The organism is Pseudomonas sp. Pseusp88 (assembly GCF_047303955.1).
Classification (GTDB): Bacteria; Pseudomonadota; Gammaproteobacteria; order Pseudomonadales; family Pseudomonadaceae; genus Aquipseudomonas.
Map to the genome: position 1 here is coordinate 1 of NZ_JBGLYM010000046.1, position 18,220 is coordinate 18,220.

Genomic DNA, 18,220 nt, shown 5'->3' on the forward strand with positions numbered 1-18,220 from the left:
ACACGAATTGCTTGATTCAGTTGTTAAAGAGCGGTTGGTTGATCCTTTCGTCTCAACCGAGGCGCGCATTCTACAGCACCCTTCAAACTTGTCAACTTAAATTTTCAAAATTTTATTAGCAAAATCAATCATTTAAGTTACACCCCGTATCGATATGCTCGTTAGCGGGAGGCGAATAATACAGGATTAAAACACCCGGTCAACCCTCGTCTAAAAATTCTTTTCGTCACGTTTTTGATCAGTCGGTCGATGATGTGACATCGGCGCCTGGCTCTAACCTCATCGATTCATTGATAAGGCTTCAGCCCTGTTCCACCCTCCCCCCAGCGCCTTGACCAACCCGATATTGGCACTCAACTGCCGGGTCTGCAGATCCAGTACGGCGCGCTGCGCCTGCAAGGACGCTGTCTGTGCCACCACCACATCCAGATAACCAATCGCGCCCTGCTTGTAACGCTCAAGCGACAGGTTTTCCGTGTAGCGTGCGGCTTCGGCGGCCGAGTGCTGATCCTCCAGGGCGCTGCCCAGGCCGTCGATGATCGTCAGATTGTCTTCCACCTGCTCGAACGCTCCCAGCACCACTGCGCGGTATTTGCTTGCGGCCTCTTCAGTTGCGGCCCGGGCTGAATCGATCTGGGCCTGACGCGCGCCAGCGTCGAACAGGGTGGTGACCAGCGCCGGGCCGACCGCCCAGAACAGGTTGGGCGCGGTCAGCAGGTTGGCGAACTCGTCACTTTGATAGCCACCCTGGGCACTCAGGCTGATGGTCGGGAACCAGGCCGTGCGGGCCACGCCGATGCGTTTGTTGGCTGCTGCGATACGCCGCTCGGCGGCGGCGATATCCGGGCGCCTTTGCAGCAGGGTCGAGGGCACACCTACAGGCACTGCCGGTAAAGCGATGGAGGTGGTGTTGACTGGCAGGCTGAACTCAGATGCCGAAGCCCCTACCAGCGCGGCAATTGCATGCTCCATCACCGCTCGTTGCACCTGGTTCTGCTTGAGTTGTGATCTGGCGGAAGACAGTTGGGTATTGGCCCGGGCAACATCCAGCCCCGAGACAATGCCGCCATCATGCAGCCCCTCGGTCAGGCTGACAGCCCTGGTAAAGGCTTCGGCGGTGGCGCTGAGCAATTGGCTTTGCCGGTCGAGACCGCGCAGTTGAATGTAGCTGTCGGCCAATTGTGCTTGCAGGCTCAAACGCGCAGACGCCAGATCGGCCTGGGAGGCCTGAGCTTCGTCGGCGCCTGCGGCTACTGAATCACGCACTCGGCCCCAGAGGTCAACTTCGTAGTCAATCTGCAGGCCCAGGGTCGCGGAGTCATAGACATCCGCCGTGGTGCTTGAGCGCAAAGGCCGGGTGTCAGACTGGCGAATGCGCTGGCCATTACCGATGCCCTTGACCGTCGGAAACAGCCCCGAACGGACCTGGGTGACGAGCGCCTGCGCCTGACTATAGTGAGCCAGGGCCGCGCTCAAGGTCGGGTTGTTGACGAGCAATTGCTGTTGCAGCGCATCCAGTTGCGGGTCCTTATAGATGTGCCACCAGCCATCGCGGCTGATGTTGTCATTGGGCGTGGCGGTGCTCCACATACCCTGGGTGCGGAATTCGGTCGCGACGGGCGTCTGCGGCACCCTGTACTCCGGGGCCATGGAGCAGGCAGCCAAACCGAACATCGCAAATATCAGCAGACTGTATTTAGCCATGGGGTTTGGCCTCGGTCGCTGCTTTGGATATCTGCACGCTGTCGCTGTCGATCAGGCCGTCTGGAGGGGTGTCGATCACTCGATCAGAGGCCAGCAACCCGTCGCCGATTTCCACGCTGTCGCCGAAGTCCCGGGCAATGGTCACGCTCTTGAACAGTACATGGTTCTGCTGATCGAGAGTCGCCACCCGCATGCCATGGTCATCGAAGACCAGGGCGCTGGCCGGCAGGCGCAGGACATTGCTCTGCACCGGCAGATCGAACTGCACGCTGGTATAGGCCCCCGGCAGCAAGCGTCCGGAGGCGTTATCCACTTGCAGCTGGACCAGAGTGGTCCCGGATGACGCCGTTACCGAGTCTGCCGAGGCAATCACCGTGGCATTGAACTGCTCTTGTTTATACTCGGGCACGTTCAACCGCGCCTTGGTGCCGACGCGAACCTGAGGCGCGTAGCTCTGGGGGACTTGCACATACACCCTCAGGCGGCTGACGTCGGATACCGCGAACAGCTCCTGGCCGGCGCCGCCGCTACCGGCGTTGATCAGAGCACCGACGTCGGTGGAGCGGGAAGTGACCATGCCATCGAAAGGTGCAGTCAGGCGCTGAAAGCCTTTGGTGGCGATCAGTCGCTCGACATTGGCATTGGCGGCATTGACCTGAGCCTGACGGGCAGCAAGATTGCCGACGCGCTCGTCGACATCCTGTTTCGATACCGAATCCGATGCGAGCATGGCCTGCCAACGCTTGGCCGTGGTGCTGGCCAATGCAGCATTGGCCTGGGCTGTGGCCAGGTCTGCCTTGGCCTGGAGCAGTTGTTGGTCAAGTTCGGGAGTATCGATCTCGGCCAATACCTGGCCGGCCTTCACTTTGGTGCCAATGTCCGCCTTCCAGGACTTCAGATAGCCGCCGACCCGGGCGAAGATCGACGCCCGGGACCAGGCTTCCAGGCGCCCCGGCAGATTCAGTACGCCGCCCTGAGCCGGTACGCCGGGGCTGATCACGGTAACGCTGGGCAGGGCCTGATTGTCGGTCCAGGTTTTCAGCCTGGCGGATTCACTGGCACGTACGCTGATGCCGTAGAAGACAATGGCGGCCACGGCGCCTGCACCCAGCAGCAGGACGAGCATCGTGCCGCCCTTGCCCCGGCGTGGAGCGGGTTGAGTTGGCAAAGTATCAATGGACATGTCAGAAACCTCGGGCGGTGTTCGCCGCAACAGAAACGCGGCCATGCCGGGCATGGACCAGACTGAAAATGATAGGTACCAGGAACAGCGTGGCGACCGTGGCAAAGCTCAGGCCGCCGATGACTGCACGGCCCAGGGGTGCATTCTGCTCACCGCCTTCGCCCAGGCTCAGGGCCATGGGCGCCATGCCGATGATCATGGAAATGGCGGTCATCAACACCGGACGGAAGCGGGTAAATCCGGCTTCCAGGGCGGCCCGCAGCGGGTCACCGTGCTCAGCCAGGCGCTCGCGACAGAAACTCACCACCAGGATGGCGTTGGCCGTGGCCACTCCCATGCACATGATCGCCCCGGTTAACGCCGGGACCGACAAGGGTGTATGGGTGACGAACAGCATCCAGACGATCCCGGCCAGGGCCGCAGGCAATGCAGTGATGATCACGAACGGATCGCTCCAGGATTGGAAGTTGACCACGATCAGCAGGTAGATCAGCACCACCGCGCCCAGCAGGCCGAACAGCAGGCCGCTGAAGGCACTGTTCATGGTGGTCACCTGGCCTTGCAGGGCAACCTTGGAACCCTTGGGCACTTCGCTGGCATGGGCGGCGATGATGGCCTGGATATCCGCCGTCACCCCACCCAGATCGCGCCCCTGGGTCGAGGTGAGGATTTCCACCACTGACTGGATATCGGACTGGGTCACCACCGAGTTGCTGTGGCTGCGTTCCACCGAAGCCAGGCCGCCGAGGATCTGCCCGCTATTGTTCTGGCCTGCGGCGGTCAGCGGCAGGTTATGCAAGGCCGCCAGGGTGTCGAGGCTGTACTGCGGCGTTTGCAGGACGATGGGATAGGACACACCGTTGGCTGTATTAAGCCAGAACGTCGGCGCCACCTGGCTCGACCCCGCCAGGTTGACCACAAGGCTGTTGGTGATATCCCGCTCACTGATACCCACCAGTTGCGCCCGGGTACGGTCGACATTGATCTTGAAGGTCGGCAGTTGCTGGGACTGTTGCAGCCGCGCATCGGCCACGCCCGGCACCCGACGAATCTCCCGCAGCAAGGTAGCGGCATAGGCAAAGTTGGCAGGCAGGTTGTTGCCGGTGATCTGCAGATCGATGGGCGCTGACGAGCCGAAGTTGAGGATCTGCCCGACAATATCCGGCGGCGGGAACGAGAAAACAGCATTGGGGAATTGCCGGGGCAGTTGCTCGCGCAGTTGCCGCACATAGTCGGCGGTGGGTTGATGGTCTTCCTTTAGGCTGATCTGGATATCGCTGTCCTGTGAGCCCACCGTGCCCGTGTTGTTATAAGCGGTGTTGATGCCGCTGATGGACAGGCCGATGTTATCGACCACAGCGTTCAGCTCAGCCGGATCGATGATCTTGCGCACGCTGTTCTCGATATCGAAAACCAGCTGCGCCGTATTCTCCACGCGCATGCCCACCGGAGCACGAACGTGCATGAGGATCTGCCCGGAGTCCACCGCCGGGAAGAAGTTACGCCCGAGGAACGGCACCAGCGCGAATGAGGCAATCACAAAGGCAAAGATGCCGATCATCACCACCTTGCGATGCTGCAAGGCGCTGTCCAAAAGGTGGTGATAACCACCGCGAACCCGCTCGAAACGTGCTTCGAAACCGCGCTGAAAATTCACCAGCGGGTTGCGACTGGGCGCCTTGCCCTCGCCTTCGCCATGCTGCACATGGGGCTTGAGCAGGAAGTTGGCCATGGTCGGCACCAGGGTACGCGACAGGATGAACGAGGCGATCATGGCGAAGATCACCGCTTCGGCCATGGGCACGAAGAGGAAGCGCGCCACGCCTTCAAGAAAAAACATCGGCACAAAGACGATGCAGATGCACAGCAGCGAAACGAAAGCCGGTGTAACGATCTGCACCGCGCCGTCGAGGATCGCGGTCTCTACCGGCTTGCCCTGCTCCAGGTGCCAGTTGATGTTCTCGATGGTCACCGTGGCATCGTCGACCAGGATGCCCACCGCCAGCGCCAACCCTCCCAGGGTCATGATATTGAGAGTTTCCCCAAGCACCGACAGCGCGGTGATGGACGACAGGATCGCCAGGGGTATCGACACGGCGATGATCACCGTGGAACGCCAACTGCCGAGGAACAGCAGGATCATCAGGCTGGTCAGGGCCGCTGCGATCAGCCCTTCTCTGGCTACGCCGCTGATGGCCGAGCGCACGAACAACGACTGGTCACCGATCAGGTCGATATTCAGGTTATCGGGGAGCAGCCCCTTGGAGTCGGCCAGCTTGTCCTTGATCCCGGCGATCACCCCAAGCGTCGACGCCGAGCCGGTCTTGAGCACCGGGATCAACACCGAACGGTTCCCGTTGACATGGACGATGTTGGTCTGGGGCGGGCTGCCGTCCTTCACCGTGCCAACGTCACGAATCAGCACCGTGGTGCCGTTGGCGCTCTTGATCGGCAGGTCTTCCAGGTCCTTGAAGGCCGTGGGCGAGTTGTTCAGTTGCAACATGTATTCGTAGCCGCCGATCTTCTCAGTGCCCACCGGAGTGATCTGGTTCTGCGTTGCCAGGGCATTGGCGACATCCTGGGCCGACAGGCCCCTGGCCTGCATGGCTGCCGAATCCAGATCGATCTGGACCTGACGGGTCTTGCCGCCGAACGGATAAGGCAGTGACGCCCCGGCCACGGTGGTGAGCATCAGGCGCACGGTATTCAGACCGATATCGCCAAGCTTCTGCTCGCTGAGGCCGTTACCGGACAACGCCAGTTGCACGATGGGCACGGTAGAGGCGCTGTAATTGAGGATCAGCGGCGGAACGGTGCCTGGCGGCAGGTTGCGCAGGATGGCCTGGGCCACTGAGGTCAGTTGGGCGTTGGCGGTACTGATATTGACCCCGGGCTGGAAGAATACCTTGACGATGCCGTAGCCGTTGAGCGACTGCGCTTCGATATGACGGATATCGTTGACGGTGGTGGTCAGCACGCGCTCGAAAGGCGAAGTGATGCGCCCCGCCATCTGGTCCGGCGGCAGGCCGGTGTACTGCCAGATCACCGCAATCACCGGGATCTTGATCTCCGGAAAGATATCGGTTGGCGTTCGCCAGGCTGCCAGCGGGCCGATGATCAGAATGAGAATTGCCAGAACAACGAACGTATAAGGTCGTCGCAATGCGACACGCACAAGGCCGAGCATAGAGGTGATCCAAGCAGAGGGAGTGAGCCGCCGGGAAAAGGTGGCATATGCCACAATAATGAATTTACTGGCATACGCAAGCAAATTGTTTCAGGCTATATCTACCTGACCGCAAGGACAGAAACCGCTTGTTCGAGACTGTCTCGCGTGCATAATCGTGGCTTAATCCTGTTGTGCAGCTGGATCGCAGCGCACACATGTGGGACCGGCTTTAGCCGGGAAGAGGCCTGTCCAGGCCACGCCGATGGTGTGCGCAGCAAATGATGCCTTCCCGGCTAAAGCCGGTCCCACGTAAACGCGGAGAGCCAATACTTTTGAAACTGTCTGACTCCTGCCCCGCCCAGAGCATGGCCAGCAGCTGCGCGAACGGCTCGGTGCGCCGGGCATCGCGACGGCTGGGGCAAATCTATGACGAAGCGTTTACCGGCACCGGCCTGAAAGCCACCCAGTACTCGCTGCTGTCCCATATCGCCCGTGGCAACGAACCGAAGATGCGTGATCTGGCCGATGCCCTGGTGATGGACCTGTCCGCTCTGAGCCACAGCCTCAAGCCCCTGGTGCGCGATGGCCTGGTCAACGTACTGGTGGACGAACTCGACCGGCGCAGCCGACGCGTGCTGCTGACTGAAAACGGTTGGGCGAAGTACCGCGAGGCCCAACAGATTTCTGAGCGAGTGTCGTCGATTTTCGAGAAGGCCTTCGGTATCGAAGAGACCGTCAAACTGCGCAGCGCACTGGATCTGATTTCATCGGAAACCTTCGCCCAGTCGCTGCTTGAGGAACTGCACGCGCCGGCTGATTGAGCCTGATCAGCTCCCGGCCAGGACCGCCTCGGGCGCTCCCGCAGCATTAGCCGAAGCGCCGGAGCGAAAGCGCTGACGGTATTCCACCGGGCTGATGCCCAGACGCTTTACGAATACCCGTCGCAGGCTGTCGGCACTTTCAAAACCGCACTGATTGGCAATTTCTTTCATTGACTGCTCGGTAGCTTCCAGATAACGCCGCACCGCATCAATCCGCGCATCGGCGAGGAAGGCCATGGGCGGCAGGCCGGTCTCCTTGGTAAACAGCCGCGACAGGTTGCGCGGGCTCATGTGCACTCGCTCGGCCAGGGCTACCAGACTGTGATTCAGATGCAGGTGGGTCAGCAGGTAGTCCTGCACTGCTTCGACATGGGAATCCACCCCGCCCTGCATGTCCAGCAATGGGCTGAACTGCGACTGTCCGCCGGCGCGACGCAGATACACCACCAGGTACTTGGCGACATCAATGGCCATGCGCTTGCCGAAGTCCTCCTCGATCATCAGCAACGACAGATCGATCCCGGCGGTCACCCCGGCCGTGGTGTAGATAGTGCCGTCCTTGACATGGATATGGTCGGGATCGACATGAGCGGACGGAAACAGCTCGCTCAAATGCGTGGCGTCCATCCAGTGAGTGGTCACCGACTTGCGTTCGATCAGGCCGGCGGCGCCCAAGGCAAATACGCCGTTGCAGATCGCCGCCAGGCGGCGGCAGCGCTTCTCCTGGACCTTGAGCCAGTCGCACAGGGTCGAATCGGCATACACATCAAAAATCCCCAGCCCGCCCGGCACGATGATCGTGTCGAAATGCGGGCAAGGGTCAAAATCGTGCGGTCGGGAATCACCGTCAGGCCGCTGGAAGACAGCAGCGGACTGCGCGTGGTGCCTACCGTCAGCATCTCGTATTCACACTCGCCGTTGCTCAGGACCTTGACCTGGGCGAAGGCATCCTTGGGCCCGGCGATATCCAGCAACTGGAAGCCGGGAAATAACACCATTCCCACGCTGATCTTGCGCATAAGGACTCCTGTGCTGCGATTGTCGATTCAATGACCGGTCGCGGCCGGACAGGCCCGCGACCGACCACCCCTCATCCTAACGGAGCAAATTCACCCGCAGACAACGACTGCGACTGGCGGCGAAACCACCAGGCCGCGATCCCGCCCATTGCCGCCCAGAACACCGCGTTGACCAATAGGGTGACCAGGCGAAACTGCGCCTGCAACGCCTGGGGTGCAAGGGAATGGTGCTCGGCGGGCTGCGGCGCGCCGAGCAAATGCGGCAGTACCAGCAACACCACGGCAGTCACCTTGAGGCTCCAGTGTCGACCGAACACCAGCAAGGCCAGCGCAAAGGCCGTGGCCAATGCCGTGGCGCCCCACCAGTCCTGTCGCGAGGAAAGCTCTGCAGCGGCCGTGCCAGGCAACTCCGGTGGCAGACCCGCCGCTGGCGCCAGACAAAAGGTTGCGTAACCGGCCAGGCCCCACAAGACGCCCTGCCAGACCTTGGTCGGCGCCCGCAGATTGAACAACGCGGTAAGCATCAGGGAAAAACCGATGGCCACCACCAGATCGCCACCGAAGGTCGACAGCGTACGCTGCCAGCCGTCTTCCGGTGACCAGGCTTGGGTATCGTGTTCATGCTCATGGCCGCCCGCGGCATGAGTATGGGCAGGCTGCACCGCCACTTCGGCGTGCTCAAAGGTTTCCGCCTGGAGAATCAGTGGCGTGACCCACAGGCTTTGCATCAGAGTCAGCAGCAACGCCGCAATGGCGCCGGTGTAACAGGCCGTGGTGACGATGTGTTTGAACATGCTCATGCTCCTCTGGCAACGACCATCAATGGCACGGGAATCCGGAACTGTGGCGGGTATCGTGTGCGGCGTTGTGCACCAGCTCCATATGCGAGAAACCGGCGAAGTACACCAGCGACAGGCCTATCAGAATCGAGCCGAAGGTGACCAGCAGACGGTTGCCACGACTGTGGCTGGTGGCCTGGATAAATACAGTGCTGCTCATGGCATATTCCTCAAATCAGTGAGTGTCGGGTTTCAGGGCGCCAAGGCGCGCTTGCAGTTCTCGGGTATCCAGCAGCGAGTGCTCTTGCAGCACCTTGATCAGCGCTTCAAGGAAGCGCTCGTAATAGTCCCAGGGCGGCTGGTTGCCACAGGGCAATTGCTCCCAACTGGCAATGGAGCCGATCAGGTTCTGGCGAAACGCCTCCCACTCGAAATGCCCTTCCTTCGACAGGGCCAGCGCCATGCCGTAGAGACTGCGTTGCCAGTCTTGGGCAAAGTGCAGGCGGCCCTGGGAGCGCGGTGGCGAATCCTTGTGACCGAGCATGCTGTTGGCAGCGAACTCTTCGAATCGGGTAAACATGAGCGATTCCTCAGGCAGCGGGCAGTTGCACCAGGGCCACGCCCATCATCGATTCAGGAGTGACCAGTTCGGCCAGTTGCGCTTCGCTCAGGTGTTCGGAGTTGGCTGGCCGTTCCGGCACCACGAACCAGCGGATTTGCGCACTGCTGTCCCATACCTCGACCCTGGTCTCGTCGCTCACCGGCACACCGAACTCGCGCAGCACCGCCCGCGGCTCACGCACGCCCCTGGCACGGAATACCGGGTCCTTGTACCAGTACGGCGGCAGGCCGAGGATCGGCCACGGGTAGCAGGAACAGAGGGTGCAGATGATCAGGTTATGCACCTGGGCATTATTGGCGACTGCCAGCATGTGCTCGCCCTCGGCACCGTCCATGCCTTGGGCGAGGTTCAGTTCGGCAATGGCCTTGGGCGTGTCGGCAAGCAGGCGTTGCTTGTAGCCCTCGTCGACCCAGGCCCGGGCGACTATCTTCGCGCCGTTGAACGGCCCGGCCACGGTTTCGAAATGGCTGAGCACGGTGTCCACCGAGTCGCTGCCGATCACCCCTTTCTCAATCAGCAAAGCCTCCAGCGCCCGGACTTTTGCCGCGCTTTCGGTTTCACGTTGTTGTTCATACTCAAAGAGCTGGCTCATGGAAAACTCCGTTGCAAGGATTCGGTTAAACGGCTGGCTGTAGGTAGGCTTCGAACAGGTCGGCGTAGATCGTGGTGTTGGCCTCGCTCTTGCCCTCGCCCCAGATATGCGCCGCATCAAAGGCCACGCGATACACCGGCATCGGCTCGCCAATACCGTCGAGCCCGGTGTTGACGAAGTAGGCGAAAGCACCGGAATAGACCTCGACAATAGTGCCCGGCTTGTTGCGCAGGTAACCCGGCAGACGGGTGTGATCCACAGCCACGGGGTCGGCCACTTTCACGCTGTCGCCCTTGAAGAAAAGCGGCTCGCCGGCGTAGGGCCGCAAGCCGGAATCGCCTTCATGCAGGTAGCGCACGATCTGTTCGCGAATCGCCGGGCGGGGCTGCTCCGGCAGCGGTGCGTCGGGCTGTTCGCGATAGTGCCGGGTCCTGTTCTTCAGCTCGTCGCCAGAGATGTAACCCTGTTCGACGAAGAAACCGGAAATGCCCATCAGCCACTTTTCGTAGTAACGAAACTTGAAGTATTCGAACGGCTGCATGCCTTCGGCGCCGGTGCGCAGGGAGGCCCAGGTCCAGTCGCTCTTGAACGCTGTCGGCAGGGTGTCCACGGGATACCTGGGCAAGGCTTCGCTCAGGTGCGCGCTCTCGGCCATCATGGCGGTGTGGATGCCGAAGATGCGTTTTTCCCATGCCTCGACAAACACCTGTTTTTCGACGCTCACGGGGCCGAGGTTTTCCAGGCCGCCGAGGTAGTGTTGTAGTTTCATCCAGTGCTCCAGAGAGAAGTGACAGCAATCAGGCCAGTTGTGGATTGGGTTTGCTGGTCAGGGCATCGCCCAGGCGTTCGGAGACGTAACCGAACACCGCGCCGGTAAGCAGCGCCGCAGCGGCGATCAATGCCGGGTTGGCCAGCCCGGGGGTGGTCATGGGTTTGCCACCTACAGCCGTGGTGCCCACGGTCGACGCAAAGCCCCAGACAATGGCTGGCAGGATGCTCAACAGCGGCACCTTGGAGGCCTGAACCATGCCCGCACTTCCCGCCCCCACCAGAATGGCGATGAAAAATGGCGCCTCACTGACCGTGGCGATCCCCAGCAACACCAGGGAACTGATCACCAGCCCTGTGAGGTTGGAGGCGACGCTGCGGACAAACCCGGCATTGCCGCCGCCGACGATAAAGAACGAGGCCCAGGCAATGAACGTGACCCACACCGGCACCGGGAACACCGTGGCCGTGATGTAGGTGTCCAGTACCGCGAGGAGGCCAATGCTGACGGTGTAGGCTTCTTGCTTTTTCATGGGACGATTTCCTGACAAAGGGGTTGGCGTTGTTATGGCAGGCTGAAAAAAGAAATCAGGCGGCGTGCAGGCAATCGAGAAAGCCCTGCAGCAGTTGTTCGCTGTCCAGATCGCGACCGATAAAGACAAATCGGTTCAGCCGTTCTTCGTCACTTTCCCAGCGCGGCCCCGGCACCGCTTCCAGCAGCATGTGCACGCTGTGGAAATGGAAACGCCGGGCTTCACTGGCGAAATTGAGCAGGCCCTTCATGCGCATCAGTTGCTGGCCGTTGCTCTGCACCAGCTGGTTGATCCAGCGGTTGAAGCGCTCGGCATCCAGGGCGCCGGCCAAAACCACGGAACAGGAGGAAATGGATGCATCATGCTCATGGTCATGGCCCTCGTCGTCGAGGATGTCCGGCTCGATCATCAGCAGATTGGGCAGAGAGAAACGCTTGGTGCCCAGCAGCTCATGCACCGGCACTTGCGAGTGATGGGTCTGTACGACGGTCGCCGTCCGGTTGACCAGCTTGATCTGCCGACGCAACGCCGCCAACTGGATCTGGCTGACCAGGTCGGTCTTGTTGAGGATCAGGGTGTCGGCAAAGGCAATCTGCTCGCGAACGATCTCATCGGCCAGTTGCCCGTCCAGGTGCAGGGCGTCGATCACGGTCACCACCGACTCCAGTTCCACACGAGTGCGCAGATCCGGATCTGCGAGGAAGGTTTGCAATACGGGTGCGGGGTCGGCCAGGCCCGAGGTTTCAATGATCAGGCGGTCCAGGCGATTGCCCGCCAGGGCCAACATCTCCTTGATACTGCTGACCAGGTCAGCGCGCACCGTGCAGCAGACGCAGCCATTGTTGATCTCGATAAGCGCTTCCTGCTCAGCAACAATCAACTGGCCGTCGATTCCTACCTCACCGAATTCGTTGACGACGACGCCGATCCGGTAGTGCTCGTTCTGTTGCAGCAGATGATTGACCAGGGTCGTCTTGCCCGCCCCGAGAAAACCGGAGATGACCGTGACCGGGATTTTTCCAATCGCCATGATTTGCACCTGTTGTGGCCGTGTCTGGTGCCGCTGGATTCAGCGGCTTTCGGGCTACAGGTGCGATTTCCAGTCCGACTTTTTCGGACTGTCCACGCTGGTCACGTTGTTGTCACGTTTGGTTGGGTTATGTGGCCGGAATGGTCGGCACGGGCCGAAACGGACAACGGCGTGTTTTTTACGGGGGAGGCAAACGGGGGAATATAGTGATCCGGGGCACTGTTTCGGGGCGGGCGCACCAAACTAAGGTTCACGCAGATCTACGAGATCCGTTGGAGCCGGGTTTGCCCGCGAATCAGACGGCGCGATGTGTCAGATACACCGCGTTATCGTTCTTCGCGGGCAAGCCACGCTCCAACGGTAATGCCTGGCCTTAAAAAACCAGTTTATAGCCAATCAGAATCAGCATTGTCGCCAGGCAAGGCCGCAACACCTCATCCGAGATACGTCCGCTCAACTGGCTGCCCGCATAGATACCCGGCAGCGAGCCCATCAACAGGAAGCCCAGCACCGACCAGTCCATATTACCCATACTCGCATGACCAAGCCCGGCGACCAGGGTCAAGGGCACGGCGTGGGCGATTTCGGTGCCGACCAGACGGCGGGTCGGCAGCAGCGGATAGAGGATAAAAAGCGCCACTGTGCCCAGGGCCCCGGCACCGATGGACGTGAGGGCGACCATGATGCCGAGGATCAGGCCGGTAACCACCGTCATCACATTCAGGCGTCGACCGCCGGGCTGGTAGTTGCCGCCTGCACGCTTATGGGCAAAGGCCAGCAGACGTTTCTTGAAGAAGATCGCCAGGGCAGTGAGCAGCAGGACCACGCCCAGGGCCTGTTTGATCACGCTGTTCAGGGCCGAGGGCGAAGTTTGCAGTTCGCTGAGAAACCACAGCGTCAGGGCCACGCCGGGCACGCTGCCCAAGGTCAGCCAGCCGGTAATGCCCCAGTCGATATTGTCGTTCTTGCGGTGCACCAGCACGCCGCCGGACTTGGTGATCGCGGCGTACAGCAGGTCGGTGCCGACCGCCGTCGCCGGATTGATGCCAAACCACAGTAGGATGGGCGTCATCAATGAACCACCACCGACACCGGTCATGCCAACGATAAAGCCCACGAGCAAACCCGCGACCACCAGACCTGTACTACCGAAATCCATCGTGATGCCTTATCTAATGCTGCTATTGCGTGGAAAAACGCGCAGCAGCATAACGACTTTCCTCAATGGCCCTTAGAACGATGCGGTCTAACTTTATAACCGGGGCGGATTTTCATTTGACCCTGGATTTCGGCTGCGGGCATGATGGGTCCATGACTTTCAATCAGTTCACCCCGACCACTACCACCACAACCGCCCCTGGCGGGCTGCCGGTGTGGACGTGAGCTGAACAAACGTATCACCCAAGGCCCCGCCAGCAATGGACGGGGCCTTTTTTGTGCGCCGTCCGGACTGGTTCATGAAAAGGAGATCCACATGTCCGTATCCGCCCACCGTAGCGCCCTGCTGGTCATCGATATGCAGGTCGGTCTGTTCAATGGTCCTGAACGCCCCATGGAGGGCGAGCGCATCCTCGCCACCATCAACACCCTGGCCCGTAATGCGCGCAAGGCGGGCTGTCCGGTGATTCTGATACGACATACCGGCCCCGAAGGTTCGCCGATTGCCCCAGGCAGCCCGTTCTGGCAACTGGTGCCGGGCCTGGAAACAGACGCCAGCGTAGACATTTTTATCGACAAGATGCGCCCCAGTTGCTTCCACGGCACCGGGCTGGCCGAGCGGCTTGTCGAGGCGGGAGTTGATGAAGTGGTAATTTGCGGGATGAAAACCCAGTACTGCGTCGACAGTACCTGCCGACAAGCCCGGGACCTGGGCTTCCGGGCGGTCCTGGTAGCCGATGCCCACACCTGCATGGACACCCCGGCGCTCTCGGCCCGGGCGATTATCGAGCACCACAACCAGACCCTGAACGGGCCTTTTGTGAACTTGCTGAACGCCAGCCAAACGACATTCTGATACAGGCAAATCCGTGCAACTTCGCTCCATCGATCCTGTCGATACTTAACATCGGCAGGAGCGCCCTTCCGCCGAAAATTCGTGAGCGTACTATCTATCCCAACATCAACACGTAATCGAGGGGCCTGACCATGCTGGTACATCTACTGACTTGCCTGACGCTGACAGCCCTGACCGGTTACGTGGTTTCGCTGATTCTTTTCAGCCCGCTGAGCAATGCCGACAACGCTCATGAAGATGAGCACGACCACGGCCCGCAGCGCGCGTGAGCCCTATCAAACTGTCTGAATGACTGGCCCGGAGTATTCGATATGCCTCAAACCCTCTCTTTGCACGTCTCGTTTCCCAACTTCGGCAGAAACTACTATTCCCAGCACGTCGTCTATAACCGCAAGCCAGCGCTGGTGGTGGACGATCGTTTCGATGATTTCCTGATGTCGTCGGCATCCCTGCATTTCAACAACGCAGTGATCGGCCTGAACGACCAGTTCCGCTTTCTCAACGACATCCTCGCCCACCATCTGCTGGAACAGGAAGCCGAACACCGCCCTCACCATGCCCGGCAGGTCAGTCAGGGGTTGCAGGCCTGATACCTCGGTCACGACCAAAAAATGCAGTGGCCTGAATTGGAATGATATCGGTGGGACCGGCTTTAGCCGGGAAGGCGTCATTTCCGATCAAGGAAATGTGTATGTTGTACCAGCCCCTTCCCGGCTAAGGCCGGTCCCACAACCGACAGCGCAGCGACTTCGGGCTCAGGCCCAGCCATCCTTGCGCTTGCGCCCACGGGTCAGCGCCGGAAGAATCAGCCCCAGCAGCAGACCACCGCCGGCAATAGAGCCGCCGTAGACCATGTAACGCATCAACACCTGGTTGTTCTCGTCCCCCAGCTTGGCCTGGGTGGAACGCAGTTCCGACTGGGCGGCGCTCAATTGCTCATTGAGGGCCTTGGTGCGGTTTTCCAGGTCGTCGATCATGGCTTTGCGCGAATCCATGGTCTCCTGCATGCCCTGTACCCGAGTCTTCCAGGTGTTATCGATATTGTCGAGCTGGCCGGTCAGGTCGGCCACTTTCTGGGTCAGTTGCGGCAGGCGTTCGGCCTGGCCCGGAACGTCCTGCAGGTCACTGCTGGGGATCCACACCGTACCGCCCCCCTCGCCCCGGACCTGACTGTAATCGCCCTGGGTGCTGATCAGATCGACTTTCTGCCCGGACTTGAGGGTGCCGACGATCCGATAGCCATCGGTAGGCCCACTGCGTACATAAGTGCTGAGGGTGTCACTGACCCAACGTTCATTGGTGGTGGCCTGGGCTGCGCCGGCGCCGAAAGTAGCCAGCAGGCAGATGCCCAGCATACGCCGCGATTGACTGGACAGACGGGAAATAAGTCGAGAACGGTGACGAGACATAGGCATGGTGATCTTCAATAAAAAATACACAAGGCGCCGAAACCCGGGCCGATTGACGATAGAGCCACCTTCACAAGCTGGCTGTTTATGCAGGGAAGTACGCTGAAAATCTTCCCTGAAGATCGACCGGCTCACTGCGCTACCCGATCGATCCGCACACTGACAGACCATACAAATCGTTTCAGGTTCATTGCCCGGGCTGCCGCATATCGCGTAACCGGCTATGCTGTCGCGCCCTTTTCTCGCCGGTTTTGCTGAGGTCGCACCATGTCAGAGCGTGAAATCATCATCCCGCCATCCATGCAGCCCATCGTCGAGCGCGCCGGTTATGCCCCTGCCGTCAGGGTCGGCAAGACGATCTATTGCGCCGGCCAGGTCGGGCGCACGTCAGCACTGGAAGTCATCACCGAACCCGAGGCGCAATTCGTCGCCTGCTGGGAAAACCTGCGCCAAGTGCTGGCCGCTGCGGGCTGTACCTTCGAGGATGTAGTAGAGATGACCACCTACCATGTCGCCATGAGCCAGCACATGGCGGTGTTCCGTGAGGTCAAGAATCGCCTGTTTCCTCGCGGCCAGTGCGCCTGGACCTCGATCGGTGTGTCCGAGCTGGCGCATCCAGGGCTGCTGGCGGAGATAAAATGTATTGCCGTCCAACCCTCGTAAACATGACGACGGTACGTTACAGCCACCGTGCGTCAGTTAGTGCGCCGGGGCAGGCGTCATGGAGTTGCAATGTAGCGGGCCGACAGTGATATCGTAATGAAATCATCGCCATAGGCCGCCACCTTCCTCTGCTGGCGCCGCAGCTTTTATATATTCCTGCCATCAGGGTTTTTCCATGCCTCATCGCCCAGCGCCGTTTCCCTTGGACGAAGCCCGTCGTATTGCTGCCCTCGAGCACTTCGAGATTCTCGACAGCGAGCAGGAGCAGGCCTTCGACGACATCGTGCAGTTGGCTACCGCCCTGTGCCAGGTGCCGATTGCCCTGGTCTCGCTGGTCGACCGCGAACGCCAGTGGTTCAAGGCCTGCATTGGCCTGGATGTCGCCGAAACCCATCGCGACCTGGCGTTCTGCGCCCATGCCATCCTCGAACCGGACAGCCTGTTGATCGTCGAGGACGCGACCCTGGACCCGCGCTTTCAGGAAAGCCCGCTGGTCCTTGGCCCACCGTTTATTCGCTTCTATGCTGGCGCCCCGATCATCACTGAAGGCGGTCACGCGCTGGGCACCGTATGCGTAATAGATACCGTGGCGCGCACTTTGTCTGCCGTGCAGTACCAGGCGTTGCAGGCGCTGGCGCGACAAACGGCGGCGCTGGTGCAACTGCGCCTGCTCAACGAGCAACAGGCCGAACAGACCCGCATCCTCAGCCGCCAGATCATCGAGGCACTGGCCGATGACGAGAATCAGCATGCGCCATTGCGGCAAAAGCAGCGTGTGGCGTCGGTCGGCCAGTTGACCAGCGGTATCGCTCACGATTTTAACAATCTGCTGCAATCGATCAGCGTCAGTTTCCAGCTGATCGAACGTAAATACCGCCAGCCTGACGATGTGTTGCGCTGGGCGACCATGGGTCTGCAGGCGGTGGCCAAGGGCGCCAGCCTGATTACCCATCTGCTGGCGTTCTCCCGTGATGCGGCTCCCGATCTGCACCCTCTGGACATCGGTATGCGCATCGACAGCATGCGTGACTTGCTCTGTCGGGTGCTGGGCCCCAAGGTCCAGTTGGACTTCGTGTTCTATCCGATTCCGCTCAAGGTCCTGTGCGACGCCACTCAGCTGGAAGCGGCGATGCTCAACCTGCTGATCAACGCCCGCGATGCCATGGGCGACATTGGCCAGATCCGCGTGTCCACTCGCTCCCTGAATCTCAAAGGCGACACCGAGCTGCCGGACGGGCGCTATCTGGAGCTGTGCGTCAGTGATAGCGGACCGGGCATGAGCGCAGACGTGGCGGCACGGGTATTCGAGCCATTCTTCACCACCAAGAAGGACGGCAAAGGCACCGGCCTGGGTCTGGCCCAGGTCTATGGCTTCGCCCTCAAGGCCGGAGGTATCGCGCGGGTACAGAGCGAACCGGGCAAAGGTACGACGTTGCAACTGCTGCTCAAGATAGTCGACGACGAGCCGACCCTGATCAGCGCCGAAGCCGACCCCGCACAACCGGCCAGAGCGAAAGCCCATGCACATATCCTGCTGGTAGATGACGACCTGCTGATTCGCAGCAGCCTGGGCGAATTACTGGCCGACAGCGGCTACGATGTGTCCACGGCCAGCACCACCAGCGCCGCCATGCAAGTCATTGAACAGCGCATCCCGGACCTGGTGGTCACCGACTACGCCATGCAGGGCTTCAGCGGTGCCGATCTGGCGCGAATGCTCCGCGAGGTCATGCCTGGCTTGCCGATCGTGTTCATGACCGGCGATGCCGATCTGGACTCAGTACGCGAAAAGATCGGCGCCAAGGCGCCGTTGCTGCAAAAGCCGGTATTGCTGGAGGAGTTGGTGGCTACGATGCAAGGGGTGTTGGCGTAATAGCCGCAATCCTTTGGGGGTGTGAACAAATGATGGGGGAG

At 60.5% G+C, this 18,220-nt stretch carries 20 protein-coding genes; 6 read left to right on the top strand and 14 right to left on the bottom strand.

Features of this window, described 5'->3' with window-relative positions:
- Positions 1–279: 279 nt before the first annotated feature.
- From ACCD02_RS29975 to ACCD02_RS29985, 3 genes are read right to left on the bottom strand one after another with little or no spacing between them, the layout of a single operon-like run.
- On the bottom strand, positions 280–1,704 hold the full coding sequence (locus ACCD02_RS29975) for an efflux transporter outer membrane subunit (RefSeq protein WP_413309847.1): 1,425 nt from the start codon (positions 1,702–1,704) through the stop codon (positions 280–282).
- Positions 1,697–2,887, bottom strand: coding sequence for an efflux RND transporter periplasmic adaptor subunit (locus ACCD02_RS29980; protein ID WP_413309849.1), 1,191 nt, complete (start codon positions 2,885–2,887; stop codon positions 1,697–1,699). Before ACCD02_RS29980 ends, ACCD02_RS29975 begins: the two co-directional genes overlap by 8 nt.
- A 1-nt stretch (position 2,888) precedes the next feature.
- On the bottom strand, positions 2,889–6,074 hold the full coding sequence (locus ACCD02_RS29985; protein ID WP_413309852.1) for an efflux RND transporter permease subunit: 3,186 nt from the start codon (positions 6,072–6,074) through the stop codon (positions 2,889–2,891).
- Positions 6,075–6,388: 314 nt separating this feature from the next.
- Here ACCD02_RS29985 and ACCD02_RS29990 point away from each other — a divergent pair, with 314 nt between their 5' ends.
- Positions 6,389–6,877 (top strand): MarR family winged helix-turn-helix transcriptional regulator, encoded by a 489-nt coding sequence (locus tag ACCD02_RS29990; protein WP_413309854.1) that lies wholly within the window; start codon positions 6,389–6,391, stop codon positions 6,875–6,877.
- 6 nt (positions 6,878–6,883) lie between these two features.
- Here ACCD02_RS29990 and ACCD02_RS29995 read toward each other — a convergent pair whose 3' ends face one another.
- From ACCD02_RS29995 to ACCD02_RS30040, 10 genes are all read right to left on the bottom strand, one after another.
- A complete protein-coding gene (locus ACCD02_RS29995) occupies positions 6,884–7,642 on the bottom strand; it encodes a GlxA family transcriptional regulator (protein WP_413309857.1) in 759 nt (252 codons plus the stop codon).
- Positions 7,534–7,896, bottom strand: a complete 363-nt coding sequence (locus ACCD02_RS30000) for a hypothetical protein (protein WP_413309859.1) — start codon at positions 7,894–7,896, stop codon at positions 7,534–7,536. Before ACCD02_RS30000 ends, ACCD02_RS29995 begins: the two co-directional genes overlap by 109 nt.
- Positions 7,897–7,967: 71 nt before the next feature.
- On the bottom strand, positions 7,968–8,690 hold the full coding sequence (locus tag ACCD02_RS30005; protein WP_413309861.1) for a CbtA family protein: 723 nt from the start codon (positions 8,688–8,690) through the stop codon (positions 7,968–7,970).
- Positions 8,691–8,715: 25 nt separating this feature from the next.
- Positions 8,716–8,895, bottom strand: a complete 180-nt coding sequence (locus ACCD02_RS30010; protein ID WP_413309864.1) for a CbtB domain-containing protein — start codon at positions 8,893–8,895, stop codon at positions 8,716–8,718.
- Positions 8,896–8,910: 15 nt separating this feature from the next.
- Positions 8,911–9,255, bottom strand: a complete 345-nt coding sequence (locus ACCD02_RS30015; RefSeq protein WP_413309866.1) for a nitrile hydratase accessory protein — start codon at positions 9,253–9,255, stop codon at positions 8,911–8,913.
- 10 nt (positions 9,256–9,265) lie between these two features.
- Complete coding sequence (gene nthA, locus ACCD02_RS30020) at positions 9,266–9,889, bottom strand: nitrile hydratase subunit alpha (protein ID WP_413309869.1); 624 nt, start codon at positions 9,887–9,889, stop codon at positions 9,266–9,268.
- Between the two features lie 25 nt (positions 9,890–9,914).
- A complete protein-coding gene (gene nthB / locus ACCD02_RS30025; protein ID WP_413309871.1) occupies positions 9,915–10,658 on the bottom strand; it encodes a nitrile hydratase subunit beta in 744 nt (247 codons plus the stop codon).
- 28 nt (positions 10,659–10,686) lie between these two features.
- Positions 10,687–11,190: a DUF1097 domain-containing protein gene (locus ACCD02_RS30030; protein ID WP_413309874.1), complete on the bottom strand. Its 504-nt coding sequence runs from the start codon at positions 11,188–11,190 to the stop codon at positions 10,687–10,689.
- A 55-nt stretch (positions 11,191–11,245) separates the two neighbouring features.
- Positions 11,246–12,220, bottom strand: coding sequence for a CobW family GTP-binding protein (locus tag ACCD02_RS30035; protein WP_413309877.1), 975 nt, complete (start codon positions 12,218–12,220; stop codon positions 11,246–11,248).
- Between the two features lie 373 nt (positions 12,221–12,593).
- Entirely contained in the window at positions 12,594–13,379 is a 786-nt protein-coding gene (locus ACCD02_RS30040; protein ID WP_413309880.1) for a sulfite exporter TauE/SafE family protein, read from the bottom strand.
- A gap of 315 nt (positions 13,380–13,694) precedes the next feature.
- Here ACCD02_RS30040 and ACCD02_RS30045 point away from each other — a divergent pair, with 315 nt between their 5' ends.
- The 3 genes from ACCD02_RS30045 (at position 13,695) to ACCD02_RS30055 (ending at position 14,824) form a co-directional block, all read left to right on the top strand.
- Positions 13,695–14,234, top strand: a complete 540-nt coding sequence (locus tag ACCD02_RS30045) for a cysteine hydrolase family protein (protein ID WP_413309882.1) — start codon at positions 13,695–13,697, stop codon at positions 14,232–14,234.
- A 131-nt stretch (positions 14,235–14,365) separates the two neighbouring features.
- The gene (locus ACCD02_RS30050; RefSeq protein ID WP_413309884.1) at positions 14,366–14,503 is read left to right on the top strand and encodes a hypothetical protein; all 138 of its coding nucleotides are present in this window, start codon (positions 14,366–14,368) and stop codon (positions 14,501–14,503) included.
- A 42-nt stretch (positions 14,504–14,545) separates the two neighbouring features.
- A complete protein-coding gene (locus tag ACCD02_RS30055) occupies positions 14,546–14,824 on the top strand; it encodes a hypothetical protein (protein WP_413309886.1) in 279 nt (92 codons plus the stop codon).
- 165 nt (positions 14,825–14,989) lie between these two features.
- Here the strand turns inward: ACCD02_RS30055 and ACCD02_RS30060 are convergent, their stop codons facing one another.
- Positions 14,990–15,643: a TIGR04211 family SH3 domain-containing protein gene (locus ACCD02_RS30060; protein WP_413309920.1), complete on the bottom strand. Its 654-nt coding sequence runs from the start codon at positions 15,641–15,643 to the stop codon at positions 14,990–14,992.
- A 267-nt stretch (positions 15,644–15,910) separates the two neighbouring features.
- On the opposite strand from ACCD02_RS30060, the gene ACCD02_RS30065 reads away from it, so the two are divergent.
- Together ACCD02_RS30065 and ACCD02_RS30070 are read left to right on the top strand one after the other, a co-directional pair.
- Positions 15,911–16,306, top strand: a complete 396-nt coding sequence (locus ACCD02_RS30065) for a RidA family protein (RefSeq protein WP_413309888.1) — start codon at positions 15,911–15,913, stop codon at positions 16,304–16,306.
- A 175-nt stretch (positions 16,307–16,481) separates the two neighbouring features.
- A complete protein-coding gene (locus ACCD02_RS30070) occupies positions 16,482–18,179 on the top strand; it encodes a response regulator (RefSeq protein WP_413309890.1) in 1,698 nt (565 codons plus the stop codon).
- Positions 18,180–18,220 lie beyond the last annotated feature (41 nt).